Annotated in this window: 13 protein-coding genes and 2 pseudogenes; 7 read left to right on the forward strand and 8 right to left on the reverse strand. The window is 69.6% G+C overall.

The window, feature by feature from the left end; genetic code table 11:
* Nucleotides 1-104 precede the first annotated feature (104 nt).
* The 3 genes from ACZ7H1_RS36415 to ACZ7H1_RS36425 all read right to left on the reverse strand — a co-directional run bounded on the left by ACZ7H1_RS36415 (nt 105) and on the right by ACZ7H1_RS36425 (nt 2,483).
* The gene (locus ACZ7H1_RS36415) at nt 105-923 is read right to left on the reverse strand and encodes a hypothetical protein (RefSeq protein WP_470792673.1); all 819 of its coding nucleotides are present in this window, start codon (nt 921-923) and stop codon (nt 105-107) included.
* The gene (locus ACZ7H1_RS36420) at nt 920-1,453 is read right to left on the reverse strand and encodes a SigE family RNA polymerase sigma factor (RefSeq protein ID WP_470792675.1); all 534 of its coding nucleotides are present in this window, start codon (nt 1,451-1,453) and stop codon (nt 920-922) included. Before ACZ7H1_RS36420 ends, ACZ7H1_RS36415 begins: the two co-directional genes overlap by 4 nt.
* Nucleotides 1,454-1,580: 127 nt before the next feature.
* The gene (locus ACZ7H1_RS36425) at nt 1,581-2,483 is read right to left on the reverse strand and encodes an expansin EXLX1 family cellulose-binding protein (RefSeq protein ID WP_470792677.1); all 903 of its coding nucleotides are present in this window, start codon (nt 2,481-2,483) and stop codon (nt 1,581-1,583) included.
* Nucleotides 2,484-2,585: 102 nt separating this feature from the next.
* On the opposite strand from ACZ7H1_RS36425, the gene ACZ7H1_RS36430 reads away from it, so the two are divergent.
* On the forward strand, nt 2,586-3,128 hold the full coding sequence (locus tag ACZ7H1_RS36430) for a beta-galactosidase small subunit-related protein (protein ID WP_470792692.1): 543 nt from the start codon (nt 2,586-2,588) through the stop codon (nt 3,126-3,128).
* Between the two features lie 59 nt (nt 3,129-3,187).
* On the opposite strand, the gene ACZ7H1_RS36435 is transcribed toward ACZ7H1_RS36430, so the two are convergent.
* A complete protein-coding gene (locus ACZ7H1_RS36435) occupies nt 3,188-5,551 on the reverse strand; it encodes a non-reducing end alpha-L-arabinofuranosidase family hydrolase (protein ID WP_470792679.1) in 2,364 nt (787 codons plus the stop codon).
* Nucleotides 5,552-6,159: 608 nt separating this feature from the next.
* Nucleotides 6,160-7,710, reverse strand: a complete 1,551-nt coding sequence (locus ACZ7H1_RS36440; RefSeq protein WP_470792680.1) for a sigma-70 family RNA polymerase sigma factor — start codon at nt 7,708-7,710, stop codon at nt 6,160-6,162.
* Nucleotides 7,711-8,190: 480 nt separating this feature from the next.
* On the opposite strand from ACZ7H1_RS36440, the gene ACZ7H1_RS36445 reads away from it, so the two are divergent.
* Nucleotides 8,191-10,806 carry an RICIN domain-containing protein gene (locus ACZ7H1_RS36445; protein WP_470792682.1) on the forward strand — a complete coding sequence of 872 codons (2,616 nt, stop codon included), beginning with the start codon at nt 8,191-8,193 and terminating at the stop codon, nt 10,804-10,806.
* Between the two features lie 239 nt (nt 10,807-11,045).
* Here the strand turns inward: ACZ7H1_RS36445 and mmsB are convergent, their stop codons facing one another.
* The 3 genes from mmsB to chvE form a co-directional block, all read right to left on the reverse strand.
* Nucleotides 11,046-12,281 carry a multiple monosaccharide ABC transporter permease gene (mmsB, locus tag ACZ7H1_RS36450; RefSeq protein WP_470792684.1) on the reverse strand — a complete coding sequence of 412 codons (1,236 nt, stop codon included), beginning with the start codon at nt 12,279-12,281 and terminating at the stop codon, nt 11,046-11,048.
* Nucleotides 12,282-12,284: 3 nt separating this feature from the next.
* Entirely contained in the window at nt 12,285-13,832 is a 1,548-nt protein-coding gene (mmsA, locus tag ACZ7H1_RS36455) for a multiple monosaccharide ABC transporter ATP-binding protein (RefSeq protein ID WP_470792686.1), read from the reverse strand.
* A gap of 101 nt (nt 13,833-13,933) precedes the next feature.
* Nucleotides 13,934-15,028: a multiple monosaccharide ABC transporter substrate-binding protein gene (gene chvE / locus ACZ7H1_RS36460; RefSeq protein ID WP_470792687.1), complete on the reverse strand. Its 1,095-nt coding sequence runs from the start codon at nt 15,026-15,028 to the stop codon at nt 13,934-13,936.
* Nucleotides 15,029-15,470: 442 nt separating this feature from the next.
* Here chvE and ACZ7H1_RS36465 point away from each other — a divergent pair, with 442 nt between their 5' ends.
* From ACZ7H1_RS36465 to ACZ7H1_RS36485, 5 genes and pseudogenes are all read left to right on the forward strand, one after another.
* Nucleotides 15,471-16,460 (forward strand): LacI family DNA-binding transcriptional regulator, encoded by a 990-nt coding sequence (locus tag ACZ7H1_RS36465; RefSeq protein ID WP_470792694.1) that lies wholly within the window; start codon nt 15,471-15,473, stop codon nt 16,458-16,460.
* A gap of 164 nt (nt 16,461-16,624) precedes the next feature.
* Nucleotides 16,625-18,382, forward strand: a complete 1,758-nt coding sequence (locus tag ACZ7H1_RS36470; RefSeq protein ID WP_470792689.1) for a ribulokinase — start codon at nt 16,625-16,627, stop codon at nt 18,380-18,382.
* A gap of 68 nt (nt 18,383-18,450) precedes the next feature.
* Nucleotides 18,451-18,633 (forward strand): annotated as a pseudogene (locus ACZ7H1_RS36475) (class II aldolase/adducin family protein); the annotation flags it as partial.
* Nucleotides 18,634-18,677: 44 nt separating this feature from the next.
* Nucleotides 18,678-18,991: pseudogene (locus ACZ7H1_RS36480) on the forward strand (L-arabinose isomerase); the annotation flags it as partial.
* A 119-nt stretch (nt 18,992-19,110) separates the two neighbouring features.
* Nucleotides 19,111-20,160, forward strand: coding sequence for an aldose epimerase family protein (locus ACZ7H1_RS36485; RefSeq protein WP_470792691.1), 1,050 nt, complete (start codon nt 19,111-19,113; stop codon nt 20,158-20,160).
* Nucleotides 20,161-20,528: the final 368 nt, after the last annotated feature.

Consider the following 20,528-nt stretch of genomic DNA (forward strand, 5'->3'; position numbering starts at 1 on the left):
GTACCGGCGCAGCGCGTTGAAGCAGGAACCCACCGAGACGGTCAGCCGACCGTGGTAGGAATCCCCGCCCTTTAGGGCGGGGAGCGGAAGTCAAGGGCATGGTCTCATCGTGTCGGGGTGAAGCCGCCCCAGACCGAGAGTGCGCCGCGGGGACCGTTGGCGTCGACGCGGTAGCCGTCGTGCTTGGCCTCGCGCTCGCCGGCGGCGTGGTTGTACTGGCCGGCGAAGACATGCTGTCCGGCCGGGACCGTGCGTCCCGGCTTGAGAGTCCAGCGGTAGACCAATGCTCCGCCCTCGTGCTGCACGGTCACGGTGAAGTCGTCGGCGGGCAGCGTCCGCCAGCTGCCGGTGCTCTGCACTGCGCCGGTCTGCGTGATGCGCAGTTCCATGGTGAGTGCGGTGAGCGGCTGGGTGGTCTTGAGGGTGATGTTGCTCTGCGCCCAGTAGGTGTTGCTGCTCGCGTCCACGGAGCCGGCAGACCACAGTGGCCCGTCCTGGACGTGCGCGCTGCCGGGCCGAGTCGAGCCCGCGCCGCCTGACGCCGCAGGGCTGGGGCTGGTCGAGGGCGTAGCCGAGGGCGAGCGGTCCGGCGCGGTCGAGCCGGCGGTGGTGGGCGCCGACGGTGTCGGGTGGGGAGTCCCGGGCGCGGACGGCGCGGACGGCGCGGCGGGGGTGGCCGGAATGTCCGGCCGGGCCGGCGGGGACTGGACGATGGCGGCGACGGCGAAACCACCGGCCGCCAGAATGCCCGCCGTGGCGAGGGAGGCGAGCGCGACCCTCGGCCAGGGCCTCGTGCCTGACGACTCGCGGTGGCGGGCGGGGGCGCCGGACATGCCGCGTTCCACGCGTGCCAGGATCCGGGCGCGGTCGGGCTGGTGGGCCTCGGCGGCTGCGCGCAGTCGCCCGGTGAGCTCCTCGTTCAACGGCTCCTCCTCCCCGCCAAGAGTTCTCCGGCTGCTCCTGTGCTGCCCAGCATCCGTTCCAGTTCGGCCACACCCTTCGAGGTCTGGCTCTTCACCGTACCGACCGATATTCCGAGCGCCAGAGCGGTGTCCTTCTCCGAGAGGTCGAAGGCGTGCCGCAGGACCACGCATGCCCGCTTCCGGAACGGCAACCGGTCGAGAGCAGTACGCACGTCCACCACGGCGGCCACGTCCGGACCGTCCAACGGCTCAGCGCCGCGGGACCAGAACAGGGCGATCCGGCGGCGCTCGCGAACCGCGCTGCGGATCCGTGACCGTGCCAGGTTGGCGACCACGCCACGCGCGTAGGCGAGTGGGTACTCGGCCTGGCGCAGCCGGTCCCAGCGCTGCCACAGTGCGATCAGGGCGTCCGCGGCCAGATCGTCGGCACCGTCCGCCTCGCCCGTCAGGAGATGCGCGAACCGGGCGAGTTCGGCGTAGTGGCGTTCGAAGAAGTCGTGGAACTCCGCGGACGCGTCATCGAGGACCACGCTGTCGGTCGCCCCTTCCGCAAAATGTGTGCGTTAACATCCGGGCGGCAGCGTATCAGCGCCCGGTGCTACCCAGGGCGCTCCGGTGCGGCCGTACCCCGGATCCGCCACCGGCCGTGGTGTGGTTTCAGTGGGCGGCGAACTGGACTCGGGTCGGTTGTGCGACGTTCGGCAGCAGCGCGGTCCCGTCGACCGTCAGCGGCTCTCCGTGGATGTCGGTGATCCTCATCGCGCCGCCGCACCCGCTGCCGTCGGCGGAGAGGAAGTAGTTGTAGTCGGTACGAGGCAGCCTCCGCCAGCCCTTGGTGGTGCGTACCTCCAGCTGTGCGACCGGATTGCGGTGGTCGATCACCTGGATGCCGCACCAGTGGGGGCTGGAACCAGTCTTGTACCGGACGGAGATCGCGCCGGACGTCTGGGGGCTCAGCAGGCTCCAGGTGATCGGGATACGGCCGAGCTTGGGATCGGCCAGTTTCGCGAAGGCCTGTTCGCTGAGGTCCAGTTGGCCGGGTGCGCAGGGCAGTGGGCACTCGTTGGTGATCCGGACCGTGATCGAGGCGCCGCTCGCGGCGCGGACGCGCACGTAAGCGCCGCACGCCCTGGACGACTCGTAGTCGGTGGTGTTCATCGCCGCGATCATGAGGTCGTCGCTCGGGCCGAACAGGCAGGCGCCGTTGCCGTCGCCGGCGGCGTAGGCGGTGGCGACGCCCTTGTAGGTAGTCCCGGGCTGGATGCGGCCTGCCGACGGTGTCGTGCTGGACGCCGCCTGCGGGGTTGCCTTCGCCGAAGGCTGTGGCGCCGCGGTGGTCGTACTGACGGCCGCGGTCGCGGTTGCCGCGGTATGCGAGCTGTCCGTCGGGGGCGCGGGGCTCGTCGGGGGCGCGGGGCTCGTCGGGGCCGAGGGCGTGGCTTCCGCCTGGGTGGCGGCGGGGGCGGCCACGTCGGCCCCGGCCTCGGCCTTGGGACCGGGGAGCATGGCCGTCACCAGGCAGAGGAGGACGCCCGCGGCGGTCAGCGCCGTTCCCATCATCAGCCTGTGTCTATGCCTGCGCTGCCGCGCGGCCTGCCGTGCAGTCTGCATGTCCGTCCGTTCGAAGATTCGAGTCGAGGTGCACTGCTTGGTCGCCGCAGGATGCGAAAAGGTTGCCGACGGGGAGGAAGTGCGCGCGACGGGTGCTCCGGGGCGGCCGGGCAGCTGCGTCCCGTACCTGCCCGCTCACTGGGCGGGGGAGAGCGGGGAAAAGGGCTGGGCGGCACGGATGCCGCGCGGCGTCGGACGTTTCCGCGCGACCGTGGACGATCTGCAGACGCCCTACGGACGCCACAGGAGAACGGCAACCGTGCGGACATCCGCTGGGCCACCTTCACCGACGGAGTCGGGAACGGACTGCGCGTCGTGGGCGAGGAGCCGTTCGTTTTCGCCGCGCGACGCTGGACCGACCAACAGCTCGACGCCGCACGGCAGCCCAGCGATCTCGTACCTGGCCCGGTGTCCACCTTCACACCGAGCATGCCGTTCAGGGCCTCCAAGGCCCGGTGTCCGCGGTGGCGTCGTAGTGCCTCGGTCCGTACCCGCGATGAAAGTCCACAAAAGAGAGGAACCCCAGCCGACGCACGGCTGGGGTTCCTCGAGGCGGTGAGTATCGATCAGCAGGTGGAGTCGACCGTGCCGTAAACCGCTCGTCTCCGCGCTGGGAGGCCGCCCCGAATCGCGATCAACGTGGATCGGGCAGGTTAGCGCTGCAGGGTGAGGACACCCGGCCGGTACGGCAGTCGGTCGTAGGGGCCGCCCGCGGTGGGGGACTTGCCCTGGTAGAGGAACTGCAGGTTGCAGGGGTCGATGGTCATGGTCTGGTCGGGGTTGTTGCGGACCAGGTCACCATGGCTGATGTCGTTGGTCCAGGTGGCACCGCTGTTGGCCTTGCCCGCGAAGGGGTTGCTTTCGCTGGCGGCCTGCGGGGTCCACGAACCGCTCAGGCTGGAGGCCGTGAACGAGCGGAAGTAGCGCCCGTTCGCACCCTTAGCCTCAACGATCATGAGGTACTGGTTCTGGCCCTGAACCTTGTAGACCTGCGGCGCCTCGAACAGGTTGCTCTCCGAGTCGCTCATGATCGTCGTGTAGGACGAGCCGAAGCTGCCCGGGAAGTTCCCGATCGGCATGCTCGCCCGGTAGATCTTGCCGTTGTCACCAGCGAAGAACAGGTACATGTTCTGGTCGTCGGCGATCAGGGTCTGGTCGATCGGGCCGGTGGGGGAGTCGGTGCGGGGGATGCTGCCGGTGAACAGCGGCTGCGGCGCGGACCAGCCGTTGGCGTCGGTGGGGTCGCTCGACGTGCGGTAGATGAAGGGCCACTGGCCCCACTGGTACGCCAGCACCCAGATCTTCTTGGGCGCGAAGTAGAACAGCGTGGGCGCGACCGCGGGCTGGCTCGTCGCCTTCTGCCCGGCGGACGCCATGTCCGACCAGTTGGTGAAGGGGCTGAACGTCATCGAGCCGTACTTCGATCCGTTGAAGTTCGACCCGTAGACCAGGTGCTTGCCGTTGTGCACCACGTTGGTGAAGTCCTTCAGCGAGGCCCACCCGTTCGCAGGCTGCGCCAGGGCACCCGTCGAATTCCACTTGTACGTCGACGGAAGAGCACACGTGCCGCCGCCAGACCCGGACGGGGCGATCCACTTCTGGTTACTGCCGGACCAGCAGGAGTGCAACTGGATCTTGGTGCCGTTGGCGGTGGCCGCGCCGACGGCGTCGAGACACAGCCTGGACTGGACACCGGCGATCGTGCCGTTGGTGTTGATGTTCCACTGCTGGTTGGTGCCGCCGTTGCAGTCCCAGATGACCACCGCGGTGCCGTTGGCGGTGCCCTTGTTCTTGGCGTCCAGGCACTTGTTGCCGTGGATCTTCAGCTGCTTGCCGCCGGTGTAGGTCCAACGCTGGTTGGCCTGTCCGCTGCAGGTCCACAGCTGTGCCTGGGTGCCGTTGGCGGTGGTGGAGACGGGGACGTCGATACAGCGGCGGGAGGCCACGCCCTTGATCTCCCCCGTACCGGTACCGTCGGCCGGCTTGCTCGGGGTGGTACCCGAGCCGGAGCCGAGGGCGTTCACGACGGCGGTGTAGGCGGCCTTGGGTTTGCCGTTGTTGTCGAACAGCAGGGGGCTGTCGCCGCTGCGCCAGGAGTCGCTGTCACGGATGCCCCATACCGTGATGCCGGTGCACCGGGCCACGGACAGGCAGGCTTTGACCGTGTTGGCGTAGTGGGTGGACGATGCCCGGGCGATGTCCAGTTCGGTGATCTGGACGTCAACGCCCAGGGCGGCGAAGTTGGACAAGGTGGTCTGGAAGCCGGACGGCGGGCCGCCGACGCCGAAGTGGCTCTGGAACCCGACGCAGTCGATCGGCACGCCGCGGGACTTGAAGTCCTTGACCATGCTGTAGACGCCCTGGGTCTTGGCGTCCGACCAGTTCTCGATGTTGTAGTCGTTGTAGCAGAGCTTGGCCGAGGAGTCGGCCGCCCGGGCGGTGCGGAACGCTTCCTCGATGAAGCCGTTGCCCAGCACGTTCTGGAACACCGAGCTGCGGTGCTGGGTGGAGCCGTCGGCGAACGCCTCGTTGACCACGTCCCAGGCGTAGATCTTGCCCTTGTAGTGGGTCATCTGGGTGGTGATGTGGTTGTTCATCACGCTGCGCAGCGTGGCGGCGTCGGTGATGCCGCTGACCCACGTGGGCAACTGGGAGTGCCACACCAAAGTGTGCCCGCGCAGCCGCTGCCCGTGGGAGGTCGCGTGGCTGACGATCCGGTCGGCGGGGCCGAAGTCGAAATTGCCGCGGGACGGTTCGATGGCGTCCCACTTCATTTCGTTCTCCGGGGTGATCATGTTGAATTCCCGGTCCAGGATCGTGGCGTACGTCGAGTCGCCGAGCCTGCCGGCGGCCACAGCGGTGCCGAAGTACCTGCCCGAGGGGGCCGCCTGCGTACCCAGGGTTGTGGCTCCGGCGGAGCTGGGGAGGAGCGTCACGACACCGGCCAGCAGCGCCGCGGCCGACAGTCCTACCGTCAATGTTCGGCGACGCCGGCCGAGCCGGTGCAGGCCCTTCATGATTCTCCTCGGGGGTCGCGGGTCACCCTGGGTGCCGTGATCGTGCGCGCATCGGCCGGTACGGCCTGATCTGCCGCGGGGCGGGTGCGGTGCAGGACGTGGGGCCGTTCCTGCGTACCGGTCGCCCGGGGTTCGTAGGTGTGTCGCGTCATTGGAGCGGCTTTCTTCAGGGGATACGTCAAGGGGGAAGTCGGGGCACCTGCCACGCCGGCACGTCATGGTGCGCGGCGGGAAGGGCACCCCACGAAGTGGAGGCCTCCGAACCCGGGGTCTCGTAACAGAAAAGTCGCGCCGTCCGGACGATTGCTCAGTGATGCATCTCGCAGGCAAAAAGCGTTATGCCAAGCCCCGCGGTCTGGTGGTCTCTGTGGAAGGGGAGCGCCGCCCTGATCATCAGTGAGGGTTTTTGGAGTGGTACCGGTGGCGGTTGCGGTGATCAGCCTTCAGGCCGGTCACGGCGAGGCAGCCGTCGATGAATGCGGATCGAAGCCGGATTCGGCGCAGCACTCGGCTCACTGCCGGGTTGAGAACGGCGTGGTGGAGGATCGTGGTGCAGGATCACCGGCTGTCACTGCGCGACTCGCTCCAAAACGCTCAAGGAGCGGTTCTCAAGACCAGGCCCTGCGCATGATGAAGGAAGCCTGGCCGGCGAAGGCCCGAGTGCCGTCGGAGCCATCGAGCCAGATGCCAGCGTCGCGGTGGCGGATGACCGATCCGGGATAGTTGTGCGCGTGCAGGGTCACCGACCCGGCGACCGCCCCGGGTTGCGGACAGAAGGTGGCGTCTTCACGGAACAGTTCACTGCCGTCGTTGGTGCTCAGCCGCAGCCGCAGGTCACGATGGCGCAGATAGCGGCCGTCGGCGGCGCGGAAGGTGACGCACCGTGTGTCGGCCAGCCCCCGGACAACCGTGAAGGTGACCCGCTGCCGTGTCTGCGCGCTGCTGGACGCGGAGACTCGGCCGAGCGTCGCGAAGTCGCCGGCATACGTGAGGTACAGGGCGGGTTCGTCCACGGACTCCAGCGACTGTGCGCCCAGCGGAACAGTGCCTGCGACGGCGGACGGACTCACCGGGGACGGTCCGGCCGAGGTGGTGGTGCGCGACGGGACCGGCGTGGGATTGCCGACCGTGGGAGCGGCGATGACGCCGGGCACCCGATGCACCGGTTCGGGCCAGGTCGCGTAAGTGGCGGTCCCGGCGATGAGCACCGCGCCGGTGGCGAGGCTCGCCACCGGATGAGCGGTGACCGCGAAGAGTTTGCCGATCAGTGAGCTGTGCAGACCGCCTCCCCCCGTCGCCGTGCCGACGGCGACGTGTGCCGTGGCCACCCCGGCGGCGCTCGCGGCCGTACCCGACAGCAGGCCCTTGGCGGTCAGCGCGGCGATGAGTCCGGCCGGGACGGCCAGCGGCGCGAGGCTGAGGAGCAGTAGTTCGGCCGGAACCCGTTCTGTCGTCGTCGCCATGCAGACCGGGCAGCCGCGGGTGTGCCGCGCGATCCGCTTGCGCCACACCGATGCACGGAGACCGTCCCAGCCGACGACGGTCTCGTCCAACTGCGGACAGCGCGGGTCGGCCTCCAGCGCGGCGACGATCGTGCGGCTCAGTTCGAGCTGCTCGCGCATGCGTTGCAGGCGTACTCCGACGTGGGCGACAGTGAGCCCCGTCGCGTCGGCGATGTCGTCACGGCTCAGCGAGCCGGCGCATTCCTGCCACCACAGCGACAGCAGCACCCGGTGGTCCGGGTCGAGCCACCGGCCGGCTTCGACCGCGTGACGGCGTTCGTCCGACATATGCAGACGCAGGATCGTCACGTCCTCAAGTTCGGCGCCGGCGTCCGGTATCTGGAGTGCCTCGTCGATGACCGTGGTCCGGCCGGCGAAGGCGCGTTGCCGGTGCCAGTGGGTATTGATCTGGCGGAGCGTGATCGACACCAGCCAGGACCGGAAGCTCTCCGGGGCACGCAGGGCAGGCAGGTCGCGCACCACGCGCAGCAGGGTTTCCTGGACGACGTCGTCGACGTCGGCATGTCCGCTCAGCGCTCGCCCGACGATGTTGTACAGCAACGGCAGGTACGCGGCGATCAGCTCCTCGCGCGCCCGATCGTCACCGGCCTGCGCCGCGGTAACCAGCCCCGCGTGGTCCGCATCCATGAGCCCCATTCCAACCTCCCTCAGGGGAGCGATCCGCCGAGTACGGCGCCGCACCTTAGCGTCGGCAAGAGTATGCGGCCAAAGCTGGATCACCGGACCGGCCCGCGCCGACTTGGAGGGCCCTGGCCGTTCCGACCCCCGTCCCACGCGTTTCGGCGCTGTGGACGTGGCCACGGCCTTTGCACGGCACGCCATCTCCAAGGCCGGAGCTGTCTCCCTCCGAGGTCGTCGGTCTTGAATGGGCCGTCGGCGAGTTGCCGCCGGCTACCCGAACGCACCCAGATGACCTGTGGGAGTCGGCCATGGAGGACACCAAGGGCACCAGTGTCACCCGGCCACTGATCAACGCCTACCGCACCACGAGGTGACCTGAAAAGTTCCCGGCTCAAGGCAACCCTTTGCGGGGCCTGTGACCACAAGGAGTCGGATCCGGCCGTTTCGGTAGCTGGATCCACTTTCCTCTGGTGGCATGCAAGGAGAACACCCCCCATGAAGAACCCCACGAACGGCGGGCGCCGCGGGCGTCATCGCCGCCGCTGGACCGCGACCGGTCTGCTGCTCGGCGTGCCCGCCATCGTCGTGCCGTACCTCCTGTTCGTGCAGGAAGGCTCGCAGGCCGCGACGGTCGACGGCGACTACTACCGGCTGGTTTCGGTACGCAGCGGCAAGGCGCTTGACGTCAACGCCTTCTCCACCGCCGACGGCACCCGCATCCAGCAGTGGACCGACCAGAACACCGCCAACCAGCAGTGGAAGCTGAGACCCACCGGGGACGGCTACTACGAGCTGGTGAACCGCAACAGCGGCAAAGTGCTCGGCATAGCGGGCGATTCGACCGTCCAGGCGGCCGCCGCCGAGCAGCAGACCGCCAGCTCCTCCACCTCCCAGGAATGGCGGATCGACGATGTGGGCGGTTCCGACGCCGTCACCTTCACCTCCCGCAGGAGCGGCCAGGTCCTGGACGTCTCCGGAGGCTCCACGGCCGACGGCGCGGCAGTCATCCAGTATCCCGGCAAGGGCAGCACCAACCAGCAGTGGAAGCTGGTGAAAACGGCCGGGACCCAGGCAGCCGGCCCGTATGTGTGGAACAACGCCCAGGTGGTGGGCGGCGGTTACGTCACCGGGCTGGTGTTCAACCCGCGCGAGAAGGGTCTGCTGTACGCCCGCACCGACATGGGCGGCGCCTACCGCTGGGACACCGCGGCCGAGCAGTGGATCCCGCTGACCGACTGGCTCGGCGAGAAGGACTGGAACCTGCTGGGCATCGACGCGCTGGCCACCGACCCCGTCGACCCCGACCGGCTCTACCTCGCGGCGGGCACCTACACCAACGAGTGGGCCGGTAACGGCGCGATCCTGCGCTCCACGGACCGGGGTCGCACCTTCCAGCGCACCGCTCTGCCGTTCAAGCTGGGCGGCAACGAGGACGGCCGCGGGGCGGGCGAGCGGCTGGCGATCAACCCTGCGGACAACGGCACCCTGCTGCTGGGCACCCGCAAGAACGGCCTGTGGCGCAGCACCGACAGCGGTGCGACGTGGCGGCAGGTCTCCTCGTTCCCCGTCAAGGACGGTGCGGGCAGTGGTGCGGGCATCTCCTTCGTGACGTACGGCCCGGCCGGCAGCAAGACGGTCTATGTCGGCGTCGCCGACAAGTCCACCTCCCTGTACCGCTCCACCGACGGCGGCAGCACCTGGCAGGCCGTCTCCGGGCAGCCCACCGGCCAGATGCCGCAGCACGGTGTGCTCTCCGGTGACGGCTCGCTGTACCTGACGTACACCAACGCCCTCGGGCCCAACGGCGTGACGGCGGGCTCGGTCTGGAAGCACACGCCGTCCGGCGGGACTTGGAAGGACATCACCCCGTCCCGCGGCTCGTACGGGTTCTCCGGTCTGGCCGTCGACCCGCGCAAGCCGTCCACGGTGATGGTCACCACCCTCAACCGCTGGTGGCCCGAGGACGAGATCTACCGGACCACCGACGGCGGTACGACCTGGAAGGCACTGGCGGACAAGTCGGTGCGGAACGCCTCCGCCGCTCCCTACGTCGGCACCCACACCGGGCACTGGATGACCGCCCTGGCCATCGACCCCTTCAACTCCGGGCACGTGCTGTACGGCACCGGCAACGGCGTCTGGCGCAGCAAGGACGCCAACGCCTCCGACAGCGGCGGCACCAGCCACTGGAGCGCGGGGGCCCGAGGGCTGGAGGAGACCGCGCTGCTGGACGCGGTCGCCCCGCCCGGCGGCGCCCAAGTCGTCACCGCCATGGGCGACCAAGGCGGTTTCCGCCACGACTCCCTGACCAAGGTGCCCGCCGGGCGACTGAAGAACCCGATGATGACCAACAGCACCGACATCGATTTCGCCCAGTCCAACCCCGCGGTCATGGTCCGTGTCGGCCGTGGCGGCGCGCAGGACGGCGCCTACTCCACCGACGGCGGCATCAGCTGGAACGGCTTCAAGGCGGAGCCGGTGGCCGGCGCCCAGGACGGGCGCGTCGCGCTCGCGGCGGACGGCTCCACCATCGTCTGGACCCAGGCCGGTCAGGCCCCGTACCGCTCGACCGACAAGGGGTCGAGCTGGTCGAGGGTCAGCGGCCTGGGCACCGACGCCGTGGTCGTCGCCGACCGCTCCTCGGCCAAGACCTTCTACTCACTGGCCGGCGGCACGCTCTACGCCAGCACCGACGGCGGCGCGACCTTCACCGCCCGCGCCATCAACCTGCCTGGCGGCGAGCTCACGGCCGTCCCCGGCATCGCGGGGGACCTGTGGATCTCCGGTGGCGGCAAGGGGCTGCTGCACTCCACCGATGGCGGCCGGACCTTCACCGCACTCGCCACGGTGAAGTCCGCCTCCGCCCTCGGCTTCGGCAAGGCCGCGCCGGGCGCCGACTACCAGGCCCTGTACCTGATCGGTACCGTCAAGGACGTCACCGGAGTCTTCCGCTCCACCGACAAGGGCGCCACCTGGCTCCGCGTCAACGACGACGCCCACCAGTGGGGCAGCATCGGCGGCGTCGGCGTCATCACCGGCGACCCCGACACCTTCGGGCGCGTCTATGTCGGAACCAACGGACGCGGCCTCCAGTACGGCGACCCGTCCTGACCCCAACGCCCGAGCGGTGCCGCAGACGCACAACGGCCTGCGGCACCGCCATGGCCGAGGGACCTCGCCTCGTGCTGCACGAGCTCCTGGGGCTGTCCGGACGACGCGCGACGAGGTGACCCCGCATCGTGTCTTCGAGCGGATCGTCGACGCGCGAGCGGAGCCGCAGGAGGAGGGCCCCGTTAGGCGGGGCACCCCTCCTCGGGCGGGCGGTGCCGCCGAGCCGAGGTGGGGCGGGGTCAGGCTCCGACCTTGCGCTTGTTGTAGACGTCGAATCCGACGGCCGCGAGCAGTACCAGGCCCTTGATCACCTGCTGGTAGTCGGTGCCCACACCGACCAGCGACATGCCGTTGTTCAGCACGCCCAGCACCAGACCGCCGGTGATCGCACCGAGGACGGTGCCCACACCGCCGCTCGCGGAGGCGCCGCCGATGAAGGCGGCGGCGATCGCTTCCAACTCGAAGTTGATGCCGGCCTGCGGGGTACCGGCATTGAGTCGCGCAGCGAAGACCAGCCCGGCCAGGGCCGCGAGGACGCCCATGTTGACGAAGGCCAGGAAGACGACCCGCTTGCTCTTCACCCCGGACAGCCTCGCCGCCGCCTCGTTGCCGCCGATGGCGTAGGTGTGCCGGCCGAGGATCGAGTTGCGCATCACGTATCCGAAGCCGACCAGCAGGACGCCGAGGATCAGCAGAACGATCGGCACCCCGTGGTAGCTGGCCAGCAGCAGCGTGAAGGCCACCACGGCCGCGGTGATCGCGCCGAGCTTCACCATGAACAGTCCGGCCGGGAGCGGTTCCAGTCCGTACGAGGCGGCCCGCCGCCGTCCGCGCACCTCCTGCAGGATCGCGACGGCCAGCGCTGCGAGGCCCAGTAGCAGGGTGAGGTTGTGGTAGTCGGTGCGGGGGCCGGCTTCGGGGAGGAAGCCGCTGCTGATGTTCTGGAAGCCCTTGGGGAACGGCGCCACCGACTGGCCTTGCAGGAGGATCTGGGTGCCACCCCGGAACAGCAGCATGCCGGCCAGGGTGACGATGAACGAGGGGATCCCGAGGTAGGCGATCCAGAAGCCCTGCCAGGCGCCGGCGAGAGCCCCGATCGCCAGCGCGGCCAGCAGCGCCAAGGGCCATGGCGCGTCGTGTCGGACCATCATCACCGCGGCGGCGGCCCCGACGAAGGCGGCGAGCGACCCGACCGACAGGTCGATGTGCCCGGAGATGATGACGATCATCATCCCGATGGCCAGGATGAGGATGTAGCCGTTCTGCTGGATCAGGTTGGTGATGTTGAGCGGCTGGAGCAGGATGCCGTCCGTCCAGAACTGGAACAGCAGCACGATCAGCGCCAGCGCGACCAGCATCCCGTACTGGCGCAGGTTGCCGCGCAGCGCTCGGGCCAGTACGGCACCGGCCGACGGACGTTGGCCGGTCTCCGGTGTGCCGGGCGCGGTGTCTGGGGTGGTCTGGGTCCGGGCCATGCCTCACACCTGCTTGTCGGGGTATGCCGCGCTCATGGTCATGAGGCGCATGAGGGATTCCTGGGTGGCGTCCGCGCGGGTCACCTCACCGGTGATCCGGCCTTCGGCCATGGTGTAGATCCGGTCGCACAGGCCCAGGAGTTCGGGGAGTTCGGAGGAGATGACGAGTACCGTCTTGCCCTGGGCGGCGAGTTCGGCGATGACGGTGTAGATCTCCGCCTTGGCGCCGATGTCGATGCCCCGGGTGGGTTCGTCGAGGATCAGCACCTCCGGCTCGGCGAAGATCCACTTGCTGAGGACGACCTTCTGCTGGTTGCCGCCGCTGAGCTTGCCGGTCTCCGCGAACACCGAGGGGGCCTTGATGTTCATGGTCCGCCGGAACGATTCGGCGATCCGGGCCTCCTCGTGCCGGTTGACCCAGCCTCGCCGGGCGACCTTGCCGAGGGAGCTCAGCGAGATGTTCCGGCTGATGTCGTCGTTGAGGTTGAGGCCGAGCTGCTTGCGGTCCTCGGTCACGTACGCGATGCCGTGCCCGATCGCCTCCGGCACCGTCCGGGTACGGATCTCCCGGCCGTGCAGCCTCACCCGGCCCCCGGTCCACCGTCCGTACGAGCGGCCGAAGACGCTCATGGCCAGTTCGGTGCGGCCGGCGCCCATGAGGCCGGCTATGCCGACGATCTCGCCTCGACGGACGTGCAGCGAGGCGCCGTCGACCACCTTCCGCCGGTGGTCGATCGGGTGCTGGACACTCCAGTCCTCGATTTCGAAGGCGACCTCGCCGATCTCCGGGGCGCGCTCGGGGTAGCGGTGTTCCAGGTCGCGGCCGACCATGCCGCGGATGATCCGCTCCTCGGAGATGCCCTCGGAACCGATCGCGATGGTCTCGATGGTCCGCCCGTCACGCAGGATGGTGACGGCGTCGGCGACCCGGGCGATCTCGTTCAGCTTGTGCGAGATGAGGATGCAGGAGATGCCCTGAGCCTTGAGTTCGAGGATCAGGTCGAGCAGCTTGCGGCTGTCCTCGTCGTTCAGGGCGGCCGTCGGCTCGTCCAGGATGAGCAGCTTGACCTTCTTGGCGAGCGCCTTGGCGATCTCGACCAACTGCTGTTTGCCCACGCCGAGATCGGCGATCCTGGTGTGCGGGCTCTCGTCGAGTCCGACCTGCCGGATCAGTGCGGCGGCGTGGGTCAGCGTCCGGTGCCAGCTGATGACGCCGCGGGTGGCGTGCTCGTTGCCGAGGAAGATGTTCTCGGCGATGGACAGGTAGGGCACCAGCGCGAGTTCCTGGTGGATGATCACGATGCCGCGCTGCTCGCTGGCCCGGATGTCCCGGAACCGGCAGGGATCGCCCTCGAAGTAGATCTCGCCCTGGTAGCCGCCATGAGGGTGGACCCCGCTGAGTACCTTCATCAGTGTGGACTTGCCGGCGCCGTTCTCACCGCAGACGGCGTGGACCTCACCTGCGGCGACGGTCAGGTTGACCTCGGAGAGAGCCTTGACACCGGGAAACGTCTTGCTGATCGACCGCATCTCGAGAACGGGTCGGGCCATGGTGGTGCATCCGTATCGTCGGGGCGGTGCGGTGCCGGGCGGTCTCCCGCGCGCCGCACCGCCGGTTCGGCGTCGCCGGACCCGTCGGTCGGGCCCGTGTGCTACTTGAGCTGGTCCGCGGTGTACTGGCCGCTGTCGACCAGGACCTTCTGGTAGTTCTCCTTGTCGACGCTGACCGGCTGGAGCAGCTGCGCCGGTACGGTCTTGACGCCGTTGTCGTACTGGCCGGTGTCGTTGACCTCGGGCTTGCCGCCGGTCAGGAGTGCGTCGCCCATCTGGACTGCGGCCTTGGCCAGTTGGCGGGTGTCCTTGTAGACGGTATGGGTCTGCTCGCCCGCGATGATCGACTTCACCGAGGCCAGCTCGGCGTCCTGGCCCGTGACGACGGGCAGTGACTGGCCGGTGCCGTAGCCGACGCCCTTCAGCGACGAGATGATGCCGATCGAGATGCCGTCGTACGGCGAGAGCACGGCGTCGACGCGAGCGGCGGTGTACGACTTGCTCAGCAGGTTGTCCATCCGGGACTGGGCGAGACCACCGTCCCAGCGCAGTGTGGCGATCTGGTTGAAGGCAGTTTGGCCGCTCCGCACGACCAGCTTCTTGTCGTCTACGTACGGCTTGAGGACGCTCATCGCACCGTTGAAGAAGAACGTGGCGTTGTTGTCGTCCGGTGAGCCGGCGAACAGCTCGATGTTGAAGGGGCCCTTGCCGTCCTTGAGGCCGAGCTTGTCGACGATGTAACTGCCCTGGAGGACACCGACCTTGTGGTTGTCGAAGGTTGCGTAGTAGTCGACGTTCGCGGTGCCGCGGATCAGCCGGTCGTAGGAGATGACGGAGACGTGGGCGTCGGCGGCCTTCTGCAGCACATTGGTGAGCGAGGAACCGTCGATGGGGGCGATCACCAGCAGCTTGGCCCCCTTGGTGATCATGTTTTCCACCTGGGAGACCTGGTTCTCCACGACGTTGTCGCCGTACTGGAGGTCCGTCTTGTAACCCCTGGCCTGGAACTCCTTGACCATGTTGTTGCCGTCGTTGATCCAGCGCTCCGACGACTTGGTCGGCATCGCGATGCCGATGAGGCCCCCTTTGGCGTCCCCGCCGGCCCCGCCGTCGCCCGCTCCGTTGGCGCTCTGGCCGCAGGCTGCCAGCGACAGCGTCAGACCCACGGTGACAAGGCCCGCTGAAAGCTTCCGCACAGTTCCTCCAGTGATGTTCCGCGACCGGCACAGTGCGACCCGGCCGGGCGACCGGAAGCGGTCGGGCGGTCCGGCCGGGGAGTCGTTTCCTCGCGCTGTGCGAAGTCGGGGTTGCAGCGGCTCCGGCCTGGCGATACCTGAGTGTTAACGCTCACAAGTGTGCCGTCAAGGGTCTGTTCGGATCACCGTCGGGTCAAACAACTGCCCAGGCGATCAGCCACTGTGTCTGGCCCCCGGGCTGGGCAGTGGGGGGGCTCTCGGAGTGGCCGGCTGCACGCTGCAGTGTCCCTGCCCACCGGATGGTCGTACCCCGCCGCATCCGCTCGTCCGTCCATGCTCGCACAGCCTTCGTCAGCGGTCGGTGGCGTACCGTAGCCCGGAGTCGAGGAGGGAAGTGCGAGTGGGAAACGACAGTGCCGGGACCGAGCGGCGCCACCCTGTGATGGTGGACGTGGCGAAATTGGCCGGCGTGTCCCACCAGACGGTGTCCCGGGTGCTCAACGGCGCCCCGCATGTGCGGCCCGGCACCCGGGAGCGGGTGCTCGCCGCCATCCGTGAGCTGGACTACCGGCCCAACTCCGCCGCCCGCGCCCTGGTCACCCGCCGCTCGCAAACCCTCGGCGTGGTCAGCTTCGAATCGACCCTGTACGGTCCCGCCTCGATGCTGCACGGCATCGAGCAGGCTGCGCGCAGTGCGGGGTATTTCGTCAGCGTGACAAGTCTGCACTCCCTGGACGGCCGCTCGGTTCAGGAGGCTGTCGACCGACTGCGCGACCAGGGGGTGGAAGGCGTTGTCGTGATCGCGCCCCAGATGTCCGCCGTCAGTGCGGTGGCCAGGCTCTCCAGCTCCGTGCCGGTCGTCGCGGTCGGACCGGGCAGCCAGTCGCGGGTTCCCATGGTCTCGGTGGACAACCGGTCCGGCGCCGAAGCGGCCACCAGGCACCTGCTCGATCTGGGCCACCGCACCGTGCACCACCTGGCCGGCCCGGCCGGCTGGATGGAGAGCCGGGACCGCCAGGAGGGCTGGCGCAGCGCGCTGGAGGCTGCCGGAGCCCCTGTGCCGCGTGTCGAGCCCGGCGACTGGAGTGCGCACGCCGGCTACCGGGCGGGCTTGCGGATCGCCGAGCTGGGCGAGGTCACAGCCGTCTTCTGTGCCAACGACCACATGGCGCTCGGGCTGCTGCGCGCCCTGCACGAGGCCGGCCGCTCGATCCCGGGCGACATCAGCGTGGTCGGCTTCGACGACATTCCCGAGGCCGCCTACTTCACCCCGCCCCTGGCCACGGTGCGGCAGGACTTCGGCGAGCTCGGACGCCGGGCCCTGGAACTGCTCGTCGAGGAGCTGGAGGGCGTCGCGCACGCCCGCACCCACGTGCGGATCTCGGCCGAGATGGTGCTGCGTCGCAGCGTGGGTCCCGCCACCCGCCGTTGAGCCGGCGCGATCGGACCCGGGGCTGATCGCCGCAGCGGCCCACGCTCTCCGCCGCGTCGGCCGCACTCGGTCGAGGGCTCCATCGATCCCTTGACAGGGGTGATTGTTAACGCTAACACTGTCGCCCATCGAGAAAGACGCCCCCATCAACTCGGCAGGAAGCAATGCCGGTTTCCCGTGCGAAGGATGAGAAGGTGACCGTGATCCCTGCCGCCCGGGGCTCGGACAGGTACGTCGTCGGCGTCGACTTCGGCACCCTCTCCGGTCGTGCCGTGGTGGTCCGCGTGCACGACGGACAGGAGCTCGCGACCGTCGTCCACGAGTACCCGCACGCCGTCATCGAGCGCGAGTTACCCGGCACCGGGCACCCACTGCCGCCTGACTGGGCCCTGCAGCACTCCGAGGACTGGCGTGAGGTACTGCGCACCGTCATTCCCGCTGCGCTCGCCGTCTCCGGCGTCGATCCCGCTCACGTCATCGGCATTGCCACCGACTTCACCGCCAGCACGGTCCTGCCGGTGCTCGCCGACGGCACCCCGCTCGCCGAGACCACCGAGTGGGCCGCTCACCCGCACGCCTGGCCCAAGCTCTGGAAGCACCATGCGGCTCAGGACCAGGCCGACCGCATCAACGCCCTCGCCCACGCACGCGGAGAGAAGTGGATCTCCCACTACGGCGGAAGGATCTCCGCCGAGTGGCAGTACGCCAAGGCGCTCCAGGTCCTGGAGGAGGACCCGGCCGTCTATGCCGCCTGCGCGCGGTGGATCGAGGCAGCCGACTGGATCGTCTGGCAGCTCACCGGCGTCGAGAGCCGCAACGCCTGCACGGCCGGATACAGCGGCATGTTCCAGGACGGCGGTTACCCGAGCGAGGAGTACCTCGCCGCCCTGCACCCCGGGTTCGCCGACTTCGCCCGAACCCGTCTGGAGCACCCCCTTGCCCCGCCCGGCTCCCGGGTCGGCTCGCTCACCGCCCGGGCGGCGGAGTGGACGGGGCTGCCCGCGGGCATCGCGGTGGCCGCCGGCAATGTCGACGCGCACGTGGCCCCACCGGCCGCTCGGGCCGTCGAGAACGGCCAACTCCTCGCCCTCATGGGCACCTCCACCTGCCACGTCGTCCACGGCGCCGCCCTCGCAGACGTCCCTGGCATCTGCGGCGTGGTCGAGGACGGCATCGTCACCGGCTCCTATCGCTACGAGGCGGGTCAGAGTGCCGTCGGCGACATCTTCGCCTGGTGCCTGCGTAAGGGCCTCCCGGCCCACTACCTCGCCGAGGCCGAGGCGGTCGGTGAAGACCGGCACGAGCTCCTCAGCCGCAAGGCCGCCGCCCAGCCCGTCGGCGGGCACGGCCTGGTGGCTCTCGACTGGATGAACGGCAACCGCTCCACCCTGGCCGACCACAACCTCTCCGGCGTGATCGTAGGCCTCGGACTCAACACCCGCCCCGAGGAGATCTACCGTGCCCTGCTGGAGGCCACCGCCTTCGGTACCCGTGTCATCGTCGAGGCCCTGGAGCAGGGCGGTGTCCCCGTCTCCGAGTTCATCGTCGCCGGTGGCCTGAAGAAGAACGCCCTGCTGATGCAGATCTACGCCGACGTACTACGCCGTCCCGTCTCGCTCGTCCAGTCGGATCAGGGTCCGGCCCTCGGCTCGGCGATCCACGCCGCCGTCGCCGCCGGGGCGCACCCGGATGTGCGCTCGGCGGCGGCGGTCATGGGCCGGGTGCTCCGGGGGGCGTACCAGCCCGACCCCGGCCGGGCCGACGCCTACGACGCGCTGTACGCCGAGTACCGCGCCCTGCACGACCACTTCGGCACCGGGCCGGACAAGCTGCTCCACCGACTGAGCCGCATCCGCAACGCCGCCCTGACCACGCCTACCACCCCGACCACGGCCCTGACCGACCCGAGCGAGGTACGGTGAACGCGACCATCGACCTGGTCCGTCGCCAGGTCAGCGGCCTCCACCAGGAACTCGTCCGTTACGGCCTGGTGGTCTGGACGGCGGGCAACGTCCCGGCCCGCGTTCCCGGCGAGGACCTGTTGGTCATCAAGCCGAGCGGCGTCTCCCACGACGAGCTGTCGCCCCAGAACATGATGCCCTGTGACCCCGACGGGAACGTCGTCGAAGGCGACCACGGGCCCTCCTCCGGCACCGCCGCACACGCCTACGTCTACCGCCACCTGCCCGAGGCCGGGGGAGTGGTGCACACCCACTTGACATGGGCGGCCGCTTCCGGCCGGTCGCCAGCGAGGTCGACGTGGTCGAAGCCCCGGCTCCGCTGCCCAACCTGCCGGTTCGCCCGCGCCGTCCGGAAGCCGCGTCCGGACCTGCGCACCTCCACCGAGGCCTGGCTGACAGCCGGAGCGCCGACTCTCCGGCGCCCTCCGTGCCGAGGAACTCGACGACCTCGCGGAGATGCTCGGCGTGGAACTCCTGGTGATCGACGCCGACGCCGGCACCGCCATCCGCCGGTTCACCAAGGAGCTGCGCTGGAAACAGGCCTGCCACCGACCGGCTCAGGGGATGTGAGCTCGCCCGCCCCGAGCCGATGACGCCTGCCCATACGGCGGGCATCGCCCCCTCCCCGCCTCGTCGAACGGAGTAGTCGCGTGTCGCGAGACGCACTCGTGTCCCATGGTGAACTGACGGTGACCCAGGAGACTGCCGCAGAGCTCCCGGACGGACGGCGTATCACCCGCTGGACGTTCGGCTCCCCGGAGCGCGTGACGGCGGAGGTGCTCAGTCTGGGAGCCCGCTTGCAGGCCCTGCACACGCCGGACCGGGACGGGCGGCGGGCCAACGTCGTCCTGGGCTGCGAGAGCACGGCGGATCTGTGCGGGGAGGCTGCCTCCTTCGGCGCGACGGTCGGCCGCTACGCCAATCGAATCGCCGGCGGAACGCTGCCCCTCGACGGCACGACGCACCGGCTGGCGACCCAGCGGGACGGCCACACCCTGCACGGTGGCCCGGACGGCTTCGCCACCCGCCTCTGGGACGGCGTGCCGGTCCGCGTGGGCAGGCGGGCAGGCGTCCGTCTCCGCATGGACAGTCCCGACGGCGATCAGGGATTCCCGGGCGCCCTCACGGCCGAGGTCACGTACCTGCTCGGCCCCGACGGTGAACTCTCCCTCACCTACCGGGCGACCACGGATGCCCCGACAGTCGTCAACCTCACCAACCACATGTACGTCAACCTGGCCGGAGAGGGCTGTGGGACGGTGCTCGGCCACCTGCTGCGGGTCGAGGCCGCCCGTTACACCCCCGTGGACGCAGAACTGATACCGCTCGGTCCGGCCGAGTCCGTCACCGGCACACCGTTCGACCTCCGCGAGGCCCAGACGATCGGTGCCCGCATCACCGAGGAACACCCGCAGATCCGCCGGGCCGCCGATGGCTTCGACCACAACTGGGTGCTCGACGGCACCGGGCTCAGACGGGCCGCCGTCCTGAGCCACCCTGCCAGCGGCCGGCGCGTCGAATGCCTGACGACGGAGCCGGGGCTCCAGGTCTACACCGGAAACCACTTCGACGGCTCGCTGACCGGCCGCTCCGGTCACCCGTATTTCGCGTACGCGGGCATCGCGTTGGAGACCCAGCACTTTCCCGACTCGCCCAACCGGCCCGAGTACCCCTCCACCCTCCTGCGCCCGGGGGAGGAGTACCGCTCGACGACGGCGTACCGCTTCTCGACCGAGTAGGAAGGGCCGACGTGATGCTTCACAGCCGCCGACCGCTCCGCCGAGCACCCGGTCCTCACCGCACAGCTCACGGTGACCGGGACGGCCCCCGCGCCCCGCGTGGTCGTCGACTTCGACGACCACGCGGACACCGCCATCGTCGACGCCACCCGTACCGGCGGCGACGCAGTGACCCCGCCGATCCGGTGTGGCCCGCGGTGCTTCTCTTCCGCGACGTCGATCTCTCCGGGGCGGTCCGGGTGGAGGCCGAGACCGCCTTGGAGAACACGGGGTGCGGGGGGGGGGGGGGGGGGGGGGGGGGGGGGGGGGGGGGGGGGGGGGGGGGGGGGGGGGGGGGGGGGGGGGGGGGGGGGGGGGGGGGGGGGGGG

The organism is Streptomyces sp. NPDC037401 (assembly GCF_055602345.1).